Raw genomic sequence first — 18,747 nt, 5'->3', positions numbered from 1 at the left:
TGGCTCGCTCGCTGCGCTCTCTCACGTACCTCATCACGTACGTCGGGCCGGACCGGTTCAGACTCATCCACGGATCGGCACGTCAGACGCTTCGGCCGAGATCTCCAATCCTTCGGCCACGCTCTTGACCCCGGTCACCTTCACGTCGAAGGGCAGCTTCCCCTTGAACTTGATGGTGTAGGAGACGAGCGACGCGAGCTGGTCGGGCACGCCCTCGATCTTCTCGGCCTGGATCTTGATGCCGCCGTCGACCAGCTCGACCCGCATCTCGGCGTTGAACTTCACCTTCTGCACCCCGACCGTCACCTCGCCCGACGCCGTGAGCCGCTCACCGTTGCCGCCGATCTTGACGCCGCTGGGGGCGTACTTGTCGATCGTCGCCCTGGTCAGGGTGCCGGCGATGGCCACGCGCCCGGCCTGGATGTTGGCTCTGTTCTGCAGGACGTCCGCCAGGGGAGCCGTCACGTCGTAGGCGGCGCCCCGGAGGTTCTTGATCGGCACGCCACCGTAGGTGAACGTGCCGAGATTGAACCGTACCTCCGGATAGTGCCCCGAGATGGCCTGCGTGAGAAAAGGGATGCCCTCAATTGTCACGGTCGGCTTGTCGGACAGGTCGGTCGCGGCCGCGATCCGGTTGGAGAGATCGCGCTCCACGCCCGCCACGGCGACCCGGTCGACGGCGACAAGGAGAATGACCAGCACGATCAGGAAAATGATCAGCTTCCGCATGGGGCTCCCTGTCTGTGGCGGGGGTCAAGAGCCTATCGACTGGCCTCACTCATTCCCCCATGGAAGGCCCCATCACCCGCCGGCGAACGGCGGCAGCACCTCCACGGTCGCCCCGTCGGCGAGAACGACCTCGTCATGAGGGCGTTTGCCGACCGGAGAGCCATCCACGAGGAACGAGCAACGCCTCACCACGCGCGCCAGATCTCCACGCTTCTGTGTGATTTTCGTCATGAGTTCACCAAGAGTGACCGCGTCGAACGGCTCTTCCGCCACTCCGGCCGCCTCCTTCGCCGCAGCCCAATAACGTACCTTTCCCGTGGCCATGGGCACCTCACAATCCCTTTCCGGTCTATTGTGCGTCGCCCTTAACAAGGTTGTTTCGAGAGACGCGCTGTTCACCTGCTGGACGCGCAATGGACGCGACCGACTCGTGGGATATCCTCACCTACGGGACCTGGGCGACGAAGCCCCCGGGTCCTTGCGTGTTTGAGGAGGCCGTAATGAGCAACCTGCTCCTGCTGACCAACGCCCTCGAGCCGTCCGCCGAGGTGCTTCCAGCGCTGGGCCTGCTGCTCCACTCGGTCCGGGTCTCACCCGCGGAGGCGTCCGCGCTGATCGACACGCCTCCCGCCGACGCGGTCCTCGTCGACGCGCGGAAGGAGCTCGTGCAGGCCAAGAGCCTGTGCCGGCTGATCCGCACGACCGGCATCGACTGTCCGCTGCTGGTGATCGTCACCGAGGGCGGGCTGGCCGCGATGACGGCCGAGTGGGGTGTGGACGACGTGCTGCTCGACAGCGCGGGCCCGGCCGAGGTGGAGGCGCGCCTGCGCATGGCCACGGGCCGCATCTCGCAGGCCGCGACGGAGGAGGTGCCCGACGAGATCCGCAGCGGCGACCTGTCGATCGACGAGGCCACCTACACCGCGCGGCTGCGCGGCCGGGTGCTCGACCTCACGTTCAAGGAGTTCGAGCTGCTGAAATACCTCGCCCAGCACCCGGGCCGGGTCTTCACCCGCGCCCAGCTGCTGCAGGAGGTCTGGGGTTACGACTACTTCGGCGGCACCAGGACGGTCGACGTCCACGTGCGGCGCCTGCGCGCCAAGCTCGGCACCGAGTACGAATCCCTCATCGGAACGGTCCGCAACGTCGGCTACCGCTTCGTCCCCGACCGGCAGGACACCGCCGCCGTCTGATCGTTGACAGAGGCACCCGCCGATATGACACATTGTCGTTGAGGTTGTTTCGCGTCTGTCATACGAGGACACCGCCGTCCCCAGATTGGTGGTGTCGGGGTGGGTCTGTTCCGGTCGTTGGTGGACGAGGGCGCCAGGCCCCGCGTCTTCCGGCGTAACGAGACCATTTGCTCGCCGTTGCGGCCCGCCCACCGGATTTACCTCATCGACCACGGCTACGCCCGCGAATACACCCCCGTGGGCGAGCGCGAGGCCATCCACGACCTGCGCGGCGCGGGTGACCTCGTCGGCGAGCTCGCCTTCTGGAACCCGGGCGAGCGCGCCAAGGTGGACGCGCTGACCGAGGTGCGGGCCTGGCCCATCGACATGCGCCGGCTGCGCGAGCACGCCGCCGCCGGCCCGGCCGTGGCCACGGCGCTGGTGCAGGAGCTGTTCGCCAGGAACGTGGCCGCCCGCAGGCACGAGTCGCTGGCCCGCGCCCCCGTCGCCGCCCGGCTGGCCGTGTGGCTGCTGCACCTGGACGAGCGTTACGCGCTGGCCGCGGAGTCCGCGCCGCCGCTGTCCATGGAGACGCTGGCCGACCTCGTGGGCAGCTCCCCCGACGTGGTGCAGCGCCAGCTCACGCAGTGGGTCCAGCGGGGCTGGCTGGTACGGCCCGGCTACCGGCGGCTGCGCATCGCGGACCCGTCCGCGCTGCGCGATGTGGCGGGCGGCTGGGAGCACCTGTCGGAGCCGTGGCAGGGACGGGTGACGCCGTTCCTGACCAGGCCGGGAGCGCTCGCGGAGCCGCTGCCCCTCGGCGAGGTGCCGAAGCCGCGCCAGCTCCCCGCCGACGTGTCCGACTTCACCGGCCGCCAGCAGAGCCTGGACCTGCTCACCGCCTGGCTGGAGCGGCCCAGGCGGACGAACACCATGATCGTGCAGGGCCTGCCGGGCGTGGGCAAGACCGCGCTGGTGACGCACTGGGGGCACCTGCACGCCGGCCGGTTCCCCGACGGCCAGATCGTGATCGACCTGCGCGGGCAGTCGCCGAGCCAGCCGCCGATGACCCCGGCCGAGGCGCTCGGGCAGATCCTGCGCTCGCTCGGGGTCGGCGAGCACATGCCCGCCGACGACGAGGCCGAGCTGACGCTGCTCTACCGCAGCAGGATCGCCGGGCGCAGGCTGCTGCTCATCCTCGACAACGCCGCCGACCCGGCGCAGGTGCGGGCGCTGCTGCCGGGCGGCAAGGACTGCGTGGTGCTGGTGACCAGCCGCACGCGGATGGCGCCGCTGCGGGCCACCGGGCACGCCGACCTCATGGACCTGCCGGTGCTCGACCCCGGCAACGCGGTGGCGCTGCTGGTGGCCGTGCTCGGGGAGCACTCCCCGCGGGCCGCCGACCGGGACGCGCTGGCCGAGCTGGCCAGGGTGTGCTCGTACCACCCGTTCGCGCTGCGGATCTCGGCGGCCAAGCTGGCCGAGAGCCCCGGGCTGAGCGTGCAGGAGCGGGTCCAGGAGCTGCGCAGGCCGGGGACGCTCCTGGTGGGCGATCCGGAGGAGGCGTTCAGGTCGGCGCTCGACCTGGCGTATGAGTCGCTGAGCCCGGGGCAGCGGCGCGCGTTCCGGCACGTGGGGCTGCTGCCGGGCCGGGACTTCACGCCCGAGGTGCTGGCCGCCGCGCTCGGCGCCTCGGTCAGCGAGGCCGTGGTGGCGGTGGAGGGGCTGCACCGGGCGTATCTCGTCGAGCCGCTGGCCGGGCCGCGCTACCGGGTGCACGACCTGGTCAAGCGGCTGGCCAGGGAGCTGGGCCGGCATGCCGAGGCAGGCGTGCGGGAGGCCAGGGCGCGGCTGCTCGACCACTACCTGGCGGTGGCGACCGACCCCGCGACGGCGCCCGAGTGGTTCGAGGCCGAGCGGCGCTCGCTGGTCTCGGCCGTGCGGCTGGCCGAGGAGAGCGGCGCCCAGGGGATGGCGTGGCGGCTGGCCGAGGCCGTGTTCGAGCCGTTCAGGAAGCTGCGGTACAACGAGATCAACCTGGAGATCCAGCAGGCCGGGCTGACCTCGGCGATGCAGGTGAGCAACCGGCGGGCGATCGCGCGCATGCGCAGCAACCTGGGCTCGATCCACCGGGACATCGGGCCCTCGACGCTCGCGGCCAGGTTCATCGGGGAGGCGCTGGAGGAGTTCGCCTCGCTCGGCGACGCCGAAGGGCGGGCCCGCGCGCTCAACGACCTGGCCGAGGTGCACGGCATCGCGGGCCACAACGAGGAGGCCCTGCGGTGCGCGGACGAGGCGCTCGACCTCTACCGCGAGATCGGCGACCTGACCGGGGTGGCGAGCAGCCTGCACACGCTCTCGCGGCTGCACCTGTCCCAGGAGCGCTACGAACTGGCGTTGCAGCACGCGGGTCAGGCCCTGGAGGTACGCGAGGAGCTCGGCGACCGCAGGGGCACGGCACAGAGCCTGATCATCCTGGCCACGGTGCAGCGGGACCTGGGCGAGCCGAACGCGGCGCTGTCCGAGGGCCTGGAGGCGCTGTCGATCTGCCACGAGCTGGGCGACGAGCACGCCGAGGCCGAGACGCTGCTCTGCCTGGCCGAGATCTACGACCTGCTGCGGCTGCCGCACGACGCGCAGCGGGACGCCGAGCGGGCCCTGGCCGGGTACACGGCGACGGGCGACCAGCACGGCTGCGGGCGCGCCCTGTGCGCGCTCGGCCGGATCGCGCGCAACGGCTCCCGGTACGACGAGGCCCTGGCCTACTACGAGCAGGCGCTGGCCGTGCAGGTGGAGCTCCACCACGAGCAGGGCAAGGCGGAGACGCTCGGGGACATCGGGCTGGTGCACTGGCGGCTGTCCGACTACCTGCGGGCCGACGACTACCTCAACCAGGCGCTGACGATCAGCCGGGTGATCCGCGACGAGCCGGTGGAGGCCCGCATGCTCAACCGGCTGGCCAGGGTGCGGCGGCGGCAGGGGCTACCGCACGTGGCGTTCGTGTACGCGCTCGAAGCCCTGGACATCGTGCAGGGCATGGGCAACCGGCGGGCCGAGGCGGACGTGCAGGAGACGCTGGCGAACACGTACCTGTCGCTGGGGCAGCACCAGCCCGCGCTGCGGGCGGCCAAGTCGTCGCTGGCGATCAGGGAGGAGCTGCGGGACAACCGGGCCAGCGCGCTGCTGTCGATGGCGCAGGCGCTGCACACGGCGGGCGAGCCGCAGGAGGCGCTGAAGCTCGCGTGGGAGACGGTCGAGCTGCAGAACGAGACCGGCACGAAGGACCGGTGGGCGGCGGCGCTCACGACGCTGGCCATGGTGCTGCTGGACCTCGGTCTGGCCGGGGAGGCGCTGGTCCACGCGCGCCAGGCCAGGGACGTCCATCTGGAGTGCGGGACCAGGCGGGACCTGGGGTGCGCGCTGCGGGCGCTGGGGCTGATCTCGGCCAGGCTGGGGAACCGGGGCCCGGCCGGCGGCTATCTGCGGGAGGCGCTGCGGCTGCTGGAGGAGGTGGGGGACGTCTTCGAGGTACGGCGGGTGTCGGAGGATCTCCGCGAGCTGGGGGCCAGCCCCACGTCCTGAAATATCGCTAAAAGTCGTGAAATCTAGGATGTGAGGTCGCAGATCTTCTCCGGAAATTTCCGTTAGCTGGTGCTACCAGCTACTCCAACGGGGGTGATCCGGATGCTCAAGAACCATCTGCGTCGAGACCTTCAGTGGCTCAAACGCCAGGCGCGCAAGGACCGGCGGATCACTGTTGTCCTGCTCACCGGCGTGCTGGCCGCCTGGGTCCGCCAGCTCCCGCCGTCGGACCTCCTGGGCGGCTCCCCGATCCTGCTGGCCCTCTCCCTGGGGCTGCTCGGCGGATCGGGGGCGGCCTGGCTGATGTCGGCGTACTTCGTCACCAGGACCCTCAAGGCGCGCAGGGAGCCCGCGGAGGAGCTCCGGTGGATCTCCAGGATCAGCCGGGGCAAGGAGTGGGCCTTCTGCTCGCTGAGCGCCTACGTGGCCTGGCACCTGCTGCAGTTCGTCACCGCGGTGGTGCTGGGCTGACCTGGACGACGGCGGGGCGCCATCCTCGGAATGGGGCCGGGTGGCGCCCCGCCGTCACGCCCGGCCCAGCCGGGCCTCCTCCAGCGCCTTGACGTGGATGCTCGTGTCCGCGAGCACGAACTGCACGATCTCCGCCGTGTCCAGCTCGGCCAGGCCGAGGTCGACGTCGGCGTGGGCGTCGCACCATTCGACGATCGGGCGGGGGCTGGCGAGCGGGCCGGCGAAGTGGACGAGGCTGACGTACCAGCGGTCGCGTACGCGTCCGTGCTCCAGGTCCCGCACCCCGCGCGAGGCCATCGCGACCGCGAACCGCTCCCACAGCCTGACCAGCGTGTCGTCCTCCGGATGGCCGCAGACCAGGACGCCGCCGGGATGCGGGCTCACGCCCGCCAGCCGCACCCGCGCGGCCGGGACCCCCTTCGCCGCCTCGGCCAGCGCGTCCCGGTAGACCGCGCGGAGCGGGTCGCCGGCCGGGATCCGGTCGCGGTAGGGCTCCAGGGACCTGAGCGTGACGTGCAGGGTCCGCCTGCCGTGCACCCAGTGCCCCGGCGCCTCGATGGTCCCGGCCAGCGTCGCCAGCCGGTCCAGCACCTCGCCCGAGGGGCGGAGCACGGCCGCCGCTCCCCACCGCCTCGCGCCCTCCACCATGGGACTGTCGTGGGTCGCCCGGCCCGCCAGCAGAGCCGCCCGCCCCTCGATCCGGAAGTCGGCGAAATCGGACATCCGTGCAGTATGCCTGATCACCCATACCGGCGCGGATAGACCAGGGCTTGTACGGGCAGTGGCAGGTGGACGGGGAGGGAGGTGGGGCACGTGTCCGGCGATCTGGTCGTTCCCGACGCCGCTCATGGAGTGGTGGTGTTCGCGCACGGCAGCGGCAGCAGCCGGCTCAGCCCGCGCAACCGCTACGTGGCCGGGGCGCTCAACAAGGCGGGGCTGGGCACCCTGCTGTTCGACCTGCTCACGCCCCAGGAGGAGGCCGACAGGGCGAACGTCTTCGACATCGCGCTCCTGGCCGAGCGGCTGCTGGAACGTACGCGCCGGCTGCGCGAGGAAGAGGACGCGGCGGGGCTGCCCATCGGCTACTTCGGGGCCAGCACCGGCGCGGCGGCGGCGCTGTGGGCGGCGGCCGAGCCGGACAACGCGGTCTCCGCGATCGTCTCGCGCGGCGGGCGGCCCGACCTGGCGGGACCTCGGCTCGCGGCGGTACGCGCGCCCACGCTGCTCATCGTGGGCGGCCGGGATCCGATCGTGGTGAAGCTGAACGAGGAGGCCCAGCAGCGTCTGAGTGCCGAGAGCCGCATCACCGTCGTGCCCGGGGCCACTCACCTGTTCGAGGAGCCCGGCGCGCTGGAGACCGTGGCCGAGCACGCCAGAAACTGGTTCACGACCCATTTCAGGAGTCCCGCATGAGGTTCAGGTGGTCGACCGTCTGTCTGGAAGCGCTCGACGGGCCGGCGCTGGCCGCCTTCTACCGCGAGCTGCTCGACTGGCGGGTCAAGGACGAGGAGCCCGACTGGGTGCTGCTCGCCGCGCCGGAAGGCGGCCCCGGGCTGGCCTTCCAGAGCGACCCCGGCTTCGTCCGCCCGGCCTGGCCCGCGCCGCCCGGCGGGCAGCAGATGATGATGCACCTGGACATCGAGGTCGACGATCTCGAGTCGAGCAGCGCCCGCGCCGTCGAGCTGGGCGCGACCGTGGCCGATTTCCAGCCACAGGACGACGTACGCGTGCATTTCGACCCGGCAGGGCACCCGTTCTGCCTCTGGGTGAGCGGGTAGCGCCGGATCGACACGTTGCGGAAGCGGTCAATTACGTTGCCGTGATCCACTGTTTGTGAAAACGTCGAATGGTGGTCGAGGTCGCGCCGGTTCTTGAGCTGTCCGGCCTCGCCTGGCAGGCGCACGGCACGCGCCGCGCCCTCGCGCCCGATCCCCTGACCGTCGGCCCCGGCCGCACCGCCGTGGTGGTGGCCGCCGACTGCGCCGAGGCCGACGCGTTCACCGACGTCCTGATCGGCCTGGAGATGCCCGACGACGGCCAGATCCGCATCCACGGCCAGGAGATCACCATGCGGCTGCCCGCCGAGCGCGAGATCGGGCTGGTCCCGGCCGGGGCGGGCCTGCTGCCGCACCTGACCGTCGAGCAGAACCTCGCGCTGACCGCCCGCGACGACCAGGCGTCCCCGCCCATCCGCGGCATGGTCGCGTACATGGCCAAGAAGACCGACATCCAGGGCTTCCTGCGGTCGCGGCCGCACGAGCTGGCCCACGACGAGCGGCTGCACGTGGCGCTGGCGCGGGCCCTGTGCCGGCGGACGGCGGTCAAGGTGATGGTGGTCGAGGACCGCACGGGCTGCGGGCCCTGCCACGCGGCCGTGAGCGCGGCGCTGGGCACCGACCCGAGCCTGGCCGTGCTGGTCGTCACCGACGACCGGACCAGGGTGGCCAGCCTTGCCTCCCCCTCGCGCTTCTGGGAGATCGCCGATGCCCCTGACCCGTAGAGCGTTACTGGCCGCGGTGCCTGCGGCGGCCCTGGCCGGCTGCGCCCGCGAGCGGCCGCTGCAGGTGGCGGTGGTGTGGAGCGGCGACGAGCTGCGGCGCTTCCTCGGCGTGGTCAAGGAGTACGGGCGCCCGGTCCACGTCTTCTCGGCGGGCGACAACATCGCCGCCGTGCTGCGCGGGCCCGCGGAGGAGGTCGTCCCCGACGTGGCCGTGATCCCGAGGCTGGGCCTGCTCTTCGATCCGATGATCCGGCCGCGCATCCGGCCGTGGACGGGAGACCACCGGCAGCAGGAGTTCTGGCGCGGGCTCGTGACGCCGCCCGGGAGCCACGAGGAGCTGGGCGCCTGGTTCAAGCTCGCGCACAAGTCGCTCGTCTGGCACCGGGCCGGGGAGTACACGCCGCCCGCCGACCTCACCTCCTGGCAGCCCACCCCGGGCAGCCTGGCGATCGGGGCGGCCGACGGGTGGGTGCTCAGCGACTGGTTCGAGAACGTGCTGCTCGCCTTCGCCCCAGAGGTCTACGGCGGCCTCTTCCCGCCCGGCCTGCCGGGCAATCCCGACTGGTGGAGCGCGCCGCAGGTCGCGGACGCGCTGGAGCTGCTCGGCACGATCTGGCGCGGCGCGTTCACCCCCGAGCAGGCCCGGCGGGCGCTCACCATGCAGTTCCACGACTCGATCTTCGACGTCTTCGCCTACCGCACCGCCGCCGTGGTGGCCGCGCCGGACTTCGCCCTGCCGGTCATCGAGCACTACGGCGGCAAGGGCGTCGCGGCGCACTTCCGCTTCCCCGCCTACGGCAGCAATCTGCCCCCGCTGGTCGTCGGCGGCGACGTGGCGGTGGCGATGCGGGCCGGGCCGGCGCACGCGATCGACTTCGTCAACTGGCTGACCAGGCCGCGGGCGAGCGGCGAGCGCGACGCGCTGACCGGCTGGATCGCCGACGGCGGCTTCCTGACGCCGTTCACGCCGCCCTCCCACCAGTTGCTGCGCGGCCCCGCCCAGGAGCTGAACGCCGCCGTGAACGCCCACTACGACCTGTCCGACCGGCTCATCGGCGGCCTGGAGGGCGGCGACGGGCGCGGGCTGTGGCGGGTGCTCACCGAGCTGTTCACCGACGTCGCCGTCAACGCGGTAGATCCCGCCACGGCCGCGGCTGCGGCCCGCGACAAGCTGGTCGCGGGCAGCAAGGAGGGGGCCCTGTGAGCCGGCGGAACGCCTTCCTGTTCGAGGCCGCCTCGCACCACGACGCCAGGATCCCGCTGGTCGGGCACGGGATCGGCCGCCTGCGCGCCTCGCTCTACCTCCTCCTGGCGGTCCTGCTGTCGGCGGGCGTCATCCTGGTGCCGCTCTGCGCGACGGTCGTGCTCAGCCTCTCCGCCGGGCCCGGCGCGTACGACGTGCTGCTCGACGGCCGGGTGCTCCAGTCGCTCGGCAACTCGTTCATGTGGCTGGTGCTGGCCGTGGTCGTGTGCGCCGTGGGGCTCGGCCTGGCCTGGCTGGCCAGGAACGCGGGCCCGGTGCTCGGCGGCGTGCTGCGCTTCCTGCTGGTGCTGCCGGCCGCGGTGTCCCCGCTCACCACGGGTGCGATCTTCCGGCTGATGTTCGACACCAACCCGCGCCGCGGCCTGGTCAACGCCCTGTTCGGCACGGAGGTGGCCTTCCTCGGCCCCGTGTGGATCTGGCTGGTGTTCGGGCTCGCGCTGGTCTGGCAGTGGGCCGGGGTCGCGTTCCTGGTCTTCCACGAGGCGCTGGCCCGGCTGCCCACCAACCTGCTGCGGATGGCCAGGGCGTTCGGCGTCGGGCGGCGGCGCAGGCTCTGGTCCGTCGTGGTCCCGGCGCTCGCCGGGCCGGCCGCGCTGGCGTACCTGTTCGCGCTGGCGGCGGCGGCCCGCGTGTTCGACGTCGTGCTGATGGGCGCGCCCGGCTCGATGCAGGCCGAGATCGAGGGCGGCGGGCTGTTCTGGTGGCGGCACCACGGCGACCTGGGCGACACGCGGGCCTCCGCGCTCTCCGTGGGGCTGTCGGTCCTCGTGGCCGTGATGGCGGTGCCCGCCCTGTTCGGGCTGCGCGGGCGGGTGACCTGGGCCGAGCCGGTGGTCCCGCCGCAGCCCCGGAAGGGCTGGCGGATCTGGCTGCTGTGCGCGGCGGTGTCGGTGCTCTGGGTGCTGCCGTTCCTGGTGCTCGTGCTGACCTCGCTGCGCGACCCGGTCGCCGCGGCGCTGTCCGGGTGGTGGGGCGGCGGTCCCTGGACGCTGGGCTCGTACACGGAGGCGCTGGCCGACGGCGGGTTCGCGGGCGCGCTCGGCACCACGTTCCTGCGGGCCGTCGTGGTGGTGTGCCTGGTGCTGCTGGCCGCCGTGCCGGCCGCGTACGTGCTGGCGCACGAGCACCTGCTGCCGCGCCGGGCCTGGCGGCCGGTGCTGCTGGTCGCGGTGGCCCTGGCCGTGCTGCCGCCGCAGGCGTTCGCGGTGCCGCTGCAGCGCTGGCTCAGCCCGGTCGTCGGCACCGCTCCGGCACTGGCCATCGTGCACGCGGCGCTGGTGATCCCGCTGGCGGTGCTGGTGCTGTACAACGCTTTCGTCCGCGTGCCGGCTCCCATGCTGGCGCGGGACCGCTGGGAGCTGTTCCACGTCGTACGCGAGGCGCGCCCGGCCCTGGTGCTGGCCGCGGTCCTGGCCTTCGTCCTGGTGTGGAACGACACGGTCGTCGGGCTGCTGCTCAACTGGCCGTCGGGCGACCACCTGCCGCTGATCCTGCTGGAGCAGGCCCGCCACTTCATGAGCGCCGCCGGGCCGCTGGCGGCGCAGTCGGTGATCGCGACCGCGGTGCCCGTGCTGCTGGTGGTCGTCACCGGGCGCTGGCTGTACCGGGGGCTGACGCGAGGAGTGCGCCGATGACGGATATCTCGCGAAAGGACCGGCTGCGCTTCCGCCTGTCCCAGCTCTCCCGGCAGGCCGGGGCGCACCTGCCCGAGCTGGGGCTCGGCGGGCTGCTGACCGCGGGCGGCACGGTCCTGCTGCTGCAGGAGAAGCTGATCGAGCGGGTGACGGAGTGGCTGCCCGTCTGGCTGCTCGTCATCCTGATCGTCTCCCTGCCGGTCGTGGCCGGCTGGCTCACCCATTTCGTACGCAGCCGCCGCAAGGCCCCACCCCAGACGATCTTCCAACGCCTGCCCTTCCCCGACCGGATCGACGGGCTCGTCGGCAGGGACGCCGAGGTCCAGCAGGTCAAGGAGCGCGCGAAGGAGCGCGGGATCGTCGTCGTGCAGGGCGCGATGGGCATGGGCACGTCCTCGGTGGCGACCCTGGCCACGTGGGACCTGACCGCGGACGCCCGCAAGCAGCGCTACGCCGACCTGCGCGGCCCCGACCGGGACCACGCGGAGACGCCGCTGAGCGTGGCCCAGCGGGTCCTGCGCACCCTCGACCGGCCGCCCGGCGCGATCCAGGAGCCGGAGGACGCCACCGCGCAGGTGATCGACGCGCTCACCGGCACGGACCGGGTGCTCCTGCTGGACAACGTCAGCACCTGGAGCCAGATCGCCTGGCTCCCGCCCCGGGTGCCGGGCGCGCACATCGTGGTGGCGGGCACGTTCACCGACGAGCTGCCGCAGCACATCGAGCCGATCCAGCTCGGCCCGCTCGCGCCCGGGGCCGGGCAGGCGCTGCTGGCCCGCCACATCGGCGACGAGCGCGTCAACCGCGACCCGAAGGCGCTCGGGCTGCTGGTGGACGCCTGCCTGGGCAGCCCGCTGGAGATCGTCAGGATCGGCCGCTGGCTGGCCCGCAACCCCGGCGTCGCGCTCCAGTCCCTGGTCGACGACCTGCGAAACCTGTCCGTCGTCAAGACCCTCGACTTCGTGCTCAACCTCAGCATCAGGCAGCTCAGGCCGACGGCCAAGCAGCTGTTCGTCCTGCTGGCGAGCCTGCCGATCGCCGAGGTGGACCACCGGGCGGCCGCCGCGCTGCTCGGCGTGCCCTCCGCCGCCGACGCGATCGGGGAGCTGGCCGACCTGGGCCTGGTGGAGAACGTACGGATGACGCGCGTCAGGGTGACCGGCGCGTTCCCCAGCGGCACGCCCGGGCCTCCTCCCTCGCCGAAGGACGCCGCGGCCTGGCGCCGGCTGGTCGAGCACTTCGCCGACGAGGCCGACTCGTTCGCCGCCCTGTTACCCGGCGAGGAGGCCCGCGCCTGGTTCGCGATCGAGGACAGGGTGCTGCTGGAGGTGCTGGCGCACGGGAGCCCCGCGCCCAAGACGGCCCGGGCGCTGGCGCGCATCGCGGACGGGCTGGAGACCTGGTTCCGGCTCGAACAGCGGCACGAGGACCGGCTGCGGGCCGCGGAGGCGCTGGCCGAGGCGGCCAAGGCGCTGCGCGACGAGCACGTGCAGGCCACGGCCGAGCTGCGCCAGTGCGCGATCCTGCTCACCTGGGGCGACCCGACCACGGCCCGCCAGCACTTCAACCGGGCGGCCAGGCTGCGGGTCAGGGTGGAGTCGTGGCCCGCCGAGCTGCACCTGGAGCACGCGGCCATCCTCCTGGCCGCCGGCGACGAGTTCACCGCCGTCGAGTCGGCGCTCGTACGGTACGGCCAGGCGCTGTCCGGCGGCGACCTGGCCGGGCACTCGCTCCGGCTGATCAACGTGGCCGCGCTGCTCCTGCGCCAGGGGCAGACGCTCGACGGCGACGGGCGCGACCCCGAGGCGCGCCGCCTGTACGCCGACGCCCGCGCCGTGCTGTTCGAGTCGCTCGACCTGGCCACGCGGGCCGGCGACGACGGCGCGGCGGCGCACGCGCAGGAGTTGCTCGCGCTCGCACACCACTACCTGGGGCTGCGCTTCGACGCGAGGTCCAACCTGAAGGAGGCCGAGCGGCTCTACACGGAGACCGCCGACGAGATCGGGCGAGCCCGCTGTCTCGTGCAGCGGGCCGGGGTGCTGCTGGAGGAGCCCGATCACCGTCCCGAGGAGGTCGTCGCGCTGCTGGCGGAGGCCGAGCCGCGGCTGCCCCCGACGGGGGTGAGCACTGCGCTGGCCCACCTCCACCTGGCCCGGCTGCGGGCCGGGAGCGCCGCCGAGCACCGCGACGCGGGGCTGGCGGCGCTCTCCCCCTGGGACGGGATCGCGGAGCCGCGGCAGGTCCGCGAGCTGCGCGCGAGCCTGTCGGAGCTGTGAGCTCACACCGGGATCGTGGCCAGGCTCCTGCCGTCGAAGGTCTCGACCGTGAAGTGGTTCAGCTCGGACTCCGGGAGGCTGGTGCCGCCGTGCAGCAGCAGGGGGTCGGGGGCTCCGGGCACGCCGTACCCCTTGTCGGGCACGCCCCAGCTCGCCACCACTTCGGAGCGGCCGTCATTGCCCACCGCCAGGAGGCGGCACTGCAGCGGGCCCTTGACGCCCTTGAGCTCCAGCGCGACGTGGCTGCCCCAGCCCTTGTCCTCCAGCCCGACGAGAGCGGACACGCCGGTGTTCTTGTCGGTGGCGGAGTAGGTGTGGCCGGTCATGAGGAGCGCGCGGGCCGGGCTGTGGACGCTGTCGGGGTTGGGGCCGCTGGTGACCGAGCTGACGGCGAGGAAGACGCCGGCCGCGACGAGCACACAGGCGGCGGCGGACATGAACGTGCGGTGCAGGCTCCGGCGGCGGCGTTCGGTGGCGGCGCGGCGCACCAGGAGTGATTCGACCTCGGGGTCGGGCGGGCTGGGCAGGAGGTCGTCCGGGTGGACGGTCTTGATCAGCTCCCCCATCGCGGCGAACGCCCCGGCCTCCTCCGCGCAGCTCGGGCAGCCCCTCAGGTGGCGCTCGAAATCGGCCTTCTCCTCCCCGCGGAGCAGGCCGAGCGCGTACGCGGCCACGTCTTCGTGACGCACCTCGGTCATGAGAGCGTCACCCCTCTTGCTGCGTGACGCATCTCCGACATGAGCGCGTCACCCCCCTTTTCGCGGTGGCTTCCGTAGTGACGCGCCTCCCTCGTCATGGCAACGTCACCCCCCTTTCGGTGTGGCTCTCATCGTGACGCGCCTCCCACGTCATGGCAGCGTCACCCCCCTTTCCTCCAGCGCCACGCGTAACGCGCGCATGGCGTAGTACACGCGGGACTTCACGGTGCCCACGGGCACCCCGATGATCTCCGCCGCCTCCTGGACTGTGCGGTCCAGGAGGAACGTCTCCGTGAGCACCTGCCGATGGGCCGGTGAGAGCGACATCATCGCGTCGGTCACGACGATCTCGCGTAACAGCTGCTCGTCCTCCGCGGCCACCGAGTTGAGGCGTTCCGGGACGTCCTCGACGGTGTCGAGCGGGCGCGAGCCGGAGCGGCGCCGGTTGTCGATGACCACGCGGCGGGCGACGGTCGCCAGCCAGGGCATCAGGGAGCCGGAGTCGGTACGCAGGTCGGGAAGGTTACGCCAGGCGCGTACCAGGGTCTCCTGCACGACGTCCTCGGCCCAGCGCCGATCGCCACCCGTCAGCCGGACGGCGAAGGCCATCAGGGGGGCGCCGTATTCGCGGTACAGGGCTCGGACCATGGCCTCGTCGGTCACGCGGTGATTCACCCGCGACTCCTCGCGCTGCGGATACCAGGGAATATCCCGCCGATATTGGAATCATCACTCTAGCCACGGAGGGGGCCAGATGCTGGCAGTTTGCCCTTCTCACCGCTTCGGTGGATTTACCGCCTAAATCATGCTTTGCCCACCTGCGGCGACCCCGCAGACCGACGGCTTAATGATCTTCCGGCTCGGCGGTGAACAGCTCGTAGCTGTGGCCGTTGGGGTCGCGCACGTACACGCCGCGGCCGCCCGCCAGATGGTTGATCTCGCGGTCCCAGCCGTTCATCGGGCCGGAGCCGTACTCGATCGCCGGGTCCCTCTCGAGCCGCTCCATGAGCGCGTCGAAGGTGTCGTCGTCGACCAGGAAGGCGTAGTGGCCGGACTGGGGCGCGCGGCGGTCGTCGAAGTCGAGCGTGAGGTCGTCGTTGACGCTGACGGGCGCGAACGGCCCGGCGGGCGGGCCGACCCGCAGCCCCAGCAGGCCGGCGAAGAACGCCGCCGCCGCCTCGCGGTCGGCGGCGGGGACGATCAGGTGGTTCATGACGATGGCCATGACGGCATGCCTTCCGGAGAAGATGTATGTGAAACGCACATAATCATACGTGCGTATCGCATGCAACCTGTCGTAGGGTTGGGGCATGAGCGAGGAGGCCGACGGCGGACCGGCGCTGTTCCACCTGGTGCGCTTCTGGTCCCGCCGGTGGGCCGGGCGGGCGTCGGAAGAGCTGACCGGGGAGCAGCGTCACGTGCAGCACATCCTGGTGGTGGAGGCCGTGCACACGAACGCACGCGCCGGCGGAGAGGCGCCCGAGCCGCCCACGGTCGGCACCGTGGCGCACCAGCTCGGCCTCGATCATTCGGGCGCCAGCCGCATGGTCAGGGACGCCGTCGAGGCGGGCTACCTCGCCCGCGACACCTCCGAGCGCGACCGGCGCCGCGCCTCCCTGCGGCTCACGGACAGCGGGCACGCGCTGCTGGCCGGGGCCAGGCAGTGGCAGCGCCGGGCCTTCGAGGAGCTGACCGCTTCCTGGGACGAGCGCGACCGGCGGCAGTTCGCGACCTATCTGAGCCGGCTGGCCGACGACCTCGGCGCCTGATCCCCGACCCCCGGTGGTCTCAGGCTCCGCCCGTCTCCGTGAGCCGGTCGAGCCTGAGGCCGAGGTCGATCATCTCGCAGCGCAGCGAGTCGATCTTCCCGAGCAGGTCCGAATGAATGGCCTTGTAGTTCTCGGTCATCTGCACGCGGACCCCGGCGACCTCCACGATCAGAGCCTCGAAGTCCTGGCTCACCTCGGTGCGGATGTCCGCCATCTCGGCCCTCAGCTCGGCCACGCCGATCGACACCTGCGCGACGAGGGCCGGCAGCTCGGACCGGTAGGGGCCGGCCTGGGCGGGGATGATGTCGTCGTGCCGGGCGTTGGAGCGCAGGGCCGCTTCGAGAGCTTCCACCCGGAGCTTCAGGTCGAGGATCTCCGCCTCTACGTTCACGCACACCTACCTTCGCTGCGGTCGGAAGGGATCCCGGCCCAGGTGGCCGGGGCCCTTGCTTTGTGTGAGCACATGATGGCAAGCCGTTCATGATCAGGAGTGATCGATCGTCGAAGCGGGTACGGATTTTTCTCCGCCGGCAGGCGTGCTGTCCCCCCGGGACGTGCAGATTCGACCCGGGCCGGATGACCTCGCCGGTTTGCGGGTGTCATGTCCGCAATGGTGACGGCCATCGCATGAACGCTCCCGCGAAAGAGCCACGCTTCACGTTTCGCGGAGAGCCGACGATGGCCGCAGGGACAGTCTGCTGTCTGGCCGACCGCCGGTGAAGTCCCATCGCGATCGGTGACTCCTACTTGTTGGGTGCGGAGCCGCATGACCGTACTTTCGGCCGGTGCGGCGGGCGGGCGGCGGCTCCTAGCCTGGGCGGTGTGCGGGTGCTGGAGTGGCGGGCCGGGATCGCGGCCGACGTGGTGATCGGCGCGGTGTCCGCGGTGGTGCTCGCCTTCTACGGCTACCGGATCGGCGCGAGCTGGGGTGGCGCGTACTGGGTGTCCGGGTGCACCGCCGGGGCGGCGGTCTGCGCGCTCGCGCTCGTCCGCCGGCGGAGCCGGTTGTGGACGGCGTTCGCGGGGATGGGCGTCGCGGCGGCCGCCATCGTGGTCGCCCGGGTCGCCCACCTGCCCACCGAGCCCGGCCCCGGCGTGACCTTCGGGTTGTCCGTCCTCGTCGGGTCCGCCGTCCGGGTGCTTCCGCCCCGTCCGGCCTGCGCCGTCGCCGGTGGCGGGCTCGTGGTGGTGGCGGGGGCCTTCGCCGCCGGCTCCCAGGCGGCCGTGGGGACGATGAGCGCCGTGGGCTGGGCGGGCGCCGTCGTGGCCGGGCTGTGGCCGCGGCTGCTGGCCAGCCGCCGCCGGGCCGTCGAGGAGCGCGTACGCCGTGGCGAGCGCATGGAGCTGGCCAGGGAGCTGCACGACGTCGTCGCCCACCACGTCACGTGCGTCGTGCTCCAGGCGCAGACCGCGCGGCTGCTCGCGCACAAGCAGCCGGAGCGGCTGGCGACCTCGCTGGCGGACATCGAGACGGCCGGCTCCGACGCCCTGGCCGCCACCCGCCGCGTCGTCGGCCTGCTCCGAGACCCGGCCCGGGGACTGCCCTCCCTCGACGGCCTCGACGAGCTGGTCAGGCGCTTCGGCGGCCACGGACCCGCCGTACGGCTGCGGCTCCCCGAAGGCGAGGACACCTCGCTCTGGCCGCCCGAGGTGGCCACCACCGTCTACCGGATCGTGCAGGAGTCGCTGACCAACGTCTCCCGCCACGCCCCGCAGGCCCGCTCGGTCACCGTCACCGTCACGCGAGCCCGGAGCTCGGTCACCGTCGAGGTCGCGGACGACGCCCCTCCCGCCCCGGCCCGGCGGCTCCGACGCTCCGGATATGGCGGATCGGGCGGATACGGCCTGGTCGGGATGCGCGAACGCGTCGAGGCCCTCGGCGGGACGCTGCGCGCGGGCCCGAGCCCCGGCGCCGGCTGGTCCGTGGTCGCCGCCCTCCCCGTCCCGGCGCGGGAGCACCCATGAGCGCCGCGGACATCACCGTCATGCTGGCCGACGACCAGGCGATGATCCGTGACTGCCTGCGCCTCATCCTGGAGGACCAGCCCGGCATCAGGGTCGTCGCCGAGGCCGCCGACGGCGCCGAGGCGGTCGCCCTGGCTCGCCGGCTGCGCCCCGACGTGTGCCTCGTGGACATCCAGATGCCCGGCCTCGACGGCATCGAGGTCACGCGGGCCCTCGCGGGGCCGGAGGTCGCCGACCCGCTGCGGGTGGTCGTCGTCACCACCTTCGACCTCGACGAGTACGTCCACGGCGCCCTGCGCGGCGGGGCGACCGGCTTCGTGCTGAAGGACGTCGGCCCCGACCTGCTCGTCGAGGCGGTCCGGGCCGCGAACGCCGGCGACGCCCTGATCTCCCCCTCGCTCACCCTCCGGCTGCTGCGCCACCTCACGGCCACCGCCGCCCCGGTCACCCATGCGCCCGCGCAACCGCTGTCGGACCGGGAGTTCGAGGTCGTCCGGGCGGTCGCCAGGGGCCGTACCAACCAGGAGATCGCCGCCGAGCTCTTCATCTCGCTGAGCACCGTCAAAGGCCACGTGTCCGGCATCATGACCAAGCTCGGCCTGCGCAACCGGGTCGAGATCGTCGCCTGGGCCTGGGAGCGCCGCCTGGTCGACTGAGCCGCCACGGATCCCCGGCCGAAGTACGGCG

Annotated in this window: 19 protein-coding genes; 12 read left to right on the top strand and 7 right to left on the bottom strand. The window is 72.5% G+C overall.

What is annotated here, in order from left to right:
• Window positions 1-63: 63 nt before the first annotated feature.
• Both ACIHFD_RS26640 and ACIHFD_RS26635 read right to left on the bottom strand, forming a co-directional pair.
• Window positions 64-729 (bottom strand): DUF2993 domain-containing protein, encoded by a 666-nt coding sequence (locus tag ACIHFD_RS26640; protein WP_397369154.1) that lies wholly within the window; start codon window positions 727-729, stop codon window positions 64-66.
• A 72-nt stretch (window positions 730-801) separates the two neighbouring features.
• Window positions 802-1,053, bottom strand: a complete 252-nt coding sequence (locus ACIHFD_RS26635; protein WP_397369153.1) for a MoaD/ThiS family protein — start codon at window positions 1,051-1,053, stop codon at window positions 802-804.
• 176 nt (window positions 1,054-1,229) lie between these two features.
• Between ACIHFD_RS26635 and ACIHFD_RS26630 the strand changes: the two genes are divergently transcribed.
• The 3 genes from ACIHFD_RS26630 to ACIHFD_RS26620 all read left to right on the top strand — a co-directional run bounded on the left by ACIHFD_RS26630 (window position 1,230) and on the right by ACIHFD_RS26620 (window position 5,954).
• Window positions 1,230-1,922 carry a response regulator transcription factor gene (locus ACIHFD_RS26630; protein ID WP_185070386.1) on the top strand — a complete coding sequence of 231 codons (693 nt, stop codon included), beginning with the start codon at window positions 1,230-1,232 and terminating at the stop codon, window positions 1,920-1,922.
• A gap of 99 nt (window positions 1,923-2,021) precedes the next feature.
• Entirely contained in the window at window positions 2,022-5,483 is a 3,462-nt protein-coding gene (locus ACIHFD_RS26625) for a tetratricopeptide repeat protein (protein WP_397369152.1), read from the top strand.
• A gap of 102 nt (window positions 5,484-5,585) precedes the next feature.
• Window positions 5,586-5,954: a hypothetical protein gene (locus ACIHFD_RS26620; RefSeq protein WP_357725317.1), complete on the top strand. Its 369-nt coding sequence runs from the start codon at window positions 5,586-5,588 to the stop codon at window positions 5,952-5,954.
• Window positions 5,955-6,008: 54 nt separating this feature from the next.
• Here ACIHFD_RS26620 and ACIHFD_RS26615 read toward each other — a convergent pair whose 3' ends face one another.
• Window positions 6,009-6,677, bottom strand: coding sequence for a hypothetical protein (locus ACIHFD_RS26615; RefSeq protein ID WP_397369151.1), 669 nt, complete (start codon window positions 6,675-6,677; stop codon window positions 6,009-6,011).
• Between the two features lie 90 nt (window positions 6,678-6,767).
• Here ACIHFD_RS26615 and ACIHFD_RS26610 point away from each other — a divergent pair, with 90 nt between their 5' ends.
• The 6 genes from ACIHFD_RS26610 (at window position 6,768) to ACIHFD_RS26585 (ending at window position 13,628) form a co-directional block, all read left to right on the top strand.
• Window positions 6,768-7,367, top strand: coding sequence for a dienelactone hydrolase family protein (locus ACIHFD_RS26610; protein WP_397369150.1), 600 nt, complete (start codon window positions 6,768-6,770; stop codon window positions 7,365-7,367).
• Window positions 7,364-7,732, top strand: a complete 369-nt coding sequence (locus ACIHFD_RS26605; protein WP_350733169.1) for a VOC family protein — start codon at window positions 7,364-7,366, stop codon at window positions 7,730-7,732. Before ACIHFD_RS26610 ends, ACIHFD_RS26605 begins: the two co-directional genes overlap by 4 nt.
• Before the next feature lie 68 nt (window positions 7,733-7,800).
• Window positions 7,801-8,454 carry an ATP-binding cassette domain-containing protein gene (locus tag ACIHFD_RS26600; RefSeq protein ID WP_350733168.1) on the top strand — a complete coding sequence of 218 codons (654 nt, stop codon included), beginning with the start codon at window positions 7,801-7,803 and terminating at the stop codon, window positions 8,452-8,454.
• Complete coding sequence (locus ACIHFD_RS26595) at window positions 8,438-9,658, top strand: hypothetical protein (RefSeq protein WP_397369149.1); 1,221 nt, start codon at window positions 8,438-8,440, stop codon at window positions 9,656-9,658. The genes ACIHFD_RS26600 and ACIHFD_RS26595 overlap by 17 nt, the downstream gene beginning before the upstream one ends.
• Window positions 9,655-11,352, top strand: coding sequence for an ABC transporter permease subunit (locus ACIHFD_RS26590; protein ID WP_397369148.1), 1,698 nt, complete (start codon window positions 9,655-9,657; stop codon window positions 11,350-11,352). Before ACIHFD_RS26595 ends, ACIHFD_RS26590 begins: the two co-directional genes overlap by 4 nt.
• Complete coding sequence (locus ACIHFD_RS26585; protein ID WP_397369147.1) at window positions 11,349-13,628, top strand: hypothetical protein; 2,280 nt, start codon at window positions 11,349-11,351, stop codon at window positions 13,626-13,628. Before ACIHFD_RS26590 ends, ACIHFD_RS26585 begins: the two co-directional genes overlap by 4 nt.
• 2 nt (window positions 13,629-13,630) lie before the next feature.
• On the opposite strand, the gene ACIHFD_RS26580 is transcribed toward ACIHFD_RS26585, so the two are convergent.
• The 3 genes from ACIHFD_RS26580 to ACIHFD_RS26570 all read right to left on the bottom strand — a co-directional run bounded on the left by ACIHFD_RS26580 (window position 13,631) and on the right by ACIHFD_RS26570 (window position 15,551).
• A complete protein-coding gene (locus tag ACIHFD_RS26580) occupies window positions 13,631-14,326 on the bottom strand; it encodes a zf-HC2 domain-containing protein (RefSeq protein ID WP_397369146.1) in 696 nt (231 codons plus the stop codon).
• A 150-nt stretch (window positions 14,327-14,476) separates the two neighbouring features.
• Window positions 14,477-15,001 (bottom strand): sigma-70 family RNA polymerase sigma factor, encoded by a 525-nt coding sequence (locus ACIHFD_RS26575; protein WP_350733159.1) that lies wholly within the window; start codon window positions 14,999-15,001, stop codon window positions 14,477-14,479.
• Window positions 15,002-15,170: 169 nt separating this feature from the next.
• Window positions 15,171-15,551 carry a VOC family protein gene (locus tag ACIHFD_RS26570; protein ID WP_350733157.1) on the bottom strand — a complete coding sequence of 127 codons (381 nt, stop codon included), beginning with the start codon at window positions 15,549-15,551 and terminating at the stop codon, window positions 15,171-15,173.
• A gap of 85 nt (window positions 15,552-15,636) precedes the next feature.
• On the opposite strand from ACIHFD_RS26570, the gene ACIHFD_RS26565 reads away from it, so the two are divergent.
• Window positions 15,637-16,095 (top strand): MarR family transcriptional regulator, encoded by a 459-nt coding sequence (locus tag ACIHFD_RS26565; RefSeq protein WP_364258966.1) that lies wholly within the window; start codon window positions 15,637-15,639, stop codon window positions 16,093-16,095.
• Between the two features lie 19 nt (window positions 16,096-16,114).
• On the opposite strand, the gene ACIHFD_RS26560 is transcribed toward ACIHFD_RS26565, so the two are convergent.
• On the bottom strand, window positions 16,115-16,486 hold the full coding sequence (locus tag ACIHFD_RS26560) for a hypothetical protein (protein WP_397369145.1): 372 nt from the start codon (window positions 16,484-16,486) through the stop codon (window positions 16,115-16,117).
• Window positions 16,487-16,917: 431 nt separating this feature from the next.
• On the opposite strand from ACIHFD_RS26560, the gene ACIHFD_RS26555 reads away from it, so the two are divergent.
• Window positions 16,918-18,060: a sensor histidine kinase gene (locus ACIHFD_RS26555; RefSeq protein ID WP_397369144.1), complete on the top strand. Its 1,143-nt coding sequence runs from the start codon at window positions 16,918-16,920 to the stop codon at window positions 18,058-18,060.
• Window positions 18,057-18,716 (top strand): response regulator transcription factor, encoded by a 660-nt coding sequence (locus tag ACIHFD_RS26550; protein WP_363962032.1) that lies wholly within the window; start codon window positions 18,057-18,059, stop codon window positions 18,714-18,716. The genes ACIHFD_RS26555 and ACIHFD_RS26550 overlap by 4 nt, the downstream gene beginning before the upstream one ends.
• Window positions 18,717-18,747 lie beyond the last annotated feature (31 nt).

Source organism: Nonomuraea sp. NPDC051941 (assembly GCF_044593615.1).
The sequence above is the reverse complement of the archived record's forward strand: the minus strand, read 5'-3'. Positions and strand labels throughout refer to the sequence as shown.

Excerpts from the sequence above, each read along its gene's own strand:
- ACIHFD_RS26580 (WP_397369146.1), bottom strand. The coding sequence starts at position 14,326 with ATGACCGAGGTGCGTCACGAAGACGTGGCCGCGTACGCGCTCGGCCTG.
- ACIHFD_RS26565 (WP_364258966.1), top strand. The coding sequence starts at position 15,637 with ATGAGCGAGGAGGCCGACGGCGGACCGGCGCTGTTCCACCTGGTGCGC.
- ACIHFD_RS26620 (WP_357725317.1), top strand. The coding sequence starts at position 5,586 with ATGCTCAAGAACCATCTGCGTCGAGACCTTCAGTGGCTCAAACGCCAG.
- ACIHFD_RS26630 (WP_185070386.1), top strand. The coding sequence starts at position 1,230 with ATGAGCAACCTGCTCCTGCTGACCAACGCCCTCGAGCCGTCCGCCGAG.
- ACIHFD_RS26570 (WP_350733157.1), bottom strand. The coding sequence starts at position 15,551 with ATGGCCATCGTCATGAACCACCTGATCGTCCCCGCCGCCGACCGCGAG.
- ACIHFD_RS26585 (WP_397369147.1), top strand. The coding sequence starts at position 11,349 with ATGACGGATATCTCGCGAAAGGACCGGCTGCGCTTCCGCCTGTCCCAG.
- ACIHFD_RS26640 (WP_397369154.1), bottom strand. The coding sequence starts at position 729 with ATGCGGAAGCTGATCATTTTCCTGATCGTGCTGGTCATTCTCCTTGTC.
- ACIHFD_RS26635 (WP_397369153.1), bottom strand. The coding sequence starts at position 1,053 with ATGGCCACGGGAAAGGTACGTTATTGGGCTGCGGCGAAGGAGGCGGCC.
- ACIHFD_RS26550 (WP_363962032.1), top strand. The coding sequence starts at position 18,057 with ATGAGCGCCGCGGACATCACCGTCATGCTGGCCGACGACCAGGCGATG.
- ACIHFD_RS26605 (WP_350733169.1), top strand. The coding sequence starts at position 7,364 with ATGAGGTTCAGGTGGTCGACCGTCTGTCTGGAAGCGCTCGACGGGCCG.
- ACIHFD_RS26615 (WP_397369151.1), bottom strand. The coding sequence starts at position 6,677 with ATGTCCGATTTCGCCGACTTCCGGATCGAGGGGCGGGCGGCTCTGCTG.
- ACIHFD_RS26600 (WP_350733168.1), top strand. The coding sequence starts at position 7,801 with ATGGTGGTCGAGGTCGCGCCGGTTCTTGAGCTGTCCGGCCTCGCCTGG.
- ACIHFD_RS26595 (WP_397369149.1), top strand. The coding sequence starts at position 8,438 with ATGCCCCTGACCCGTAGAGCGTTACTGGCCGCGGTGCCTGCGGCGGCC.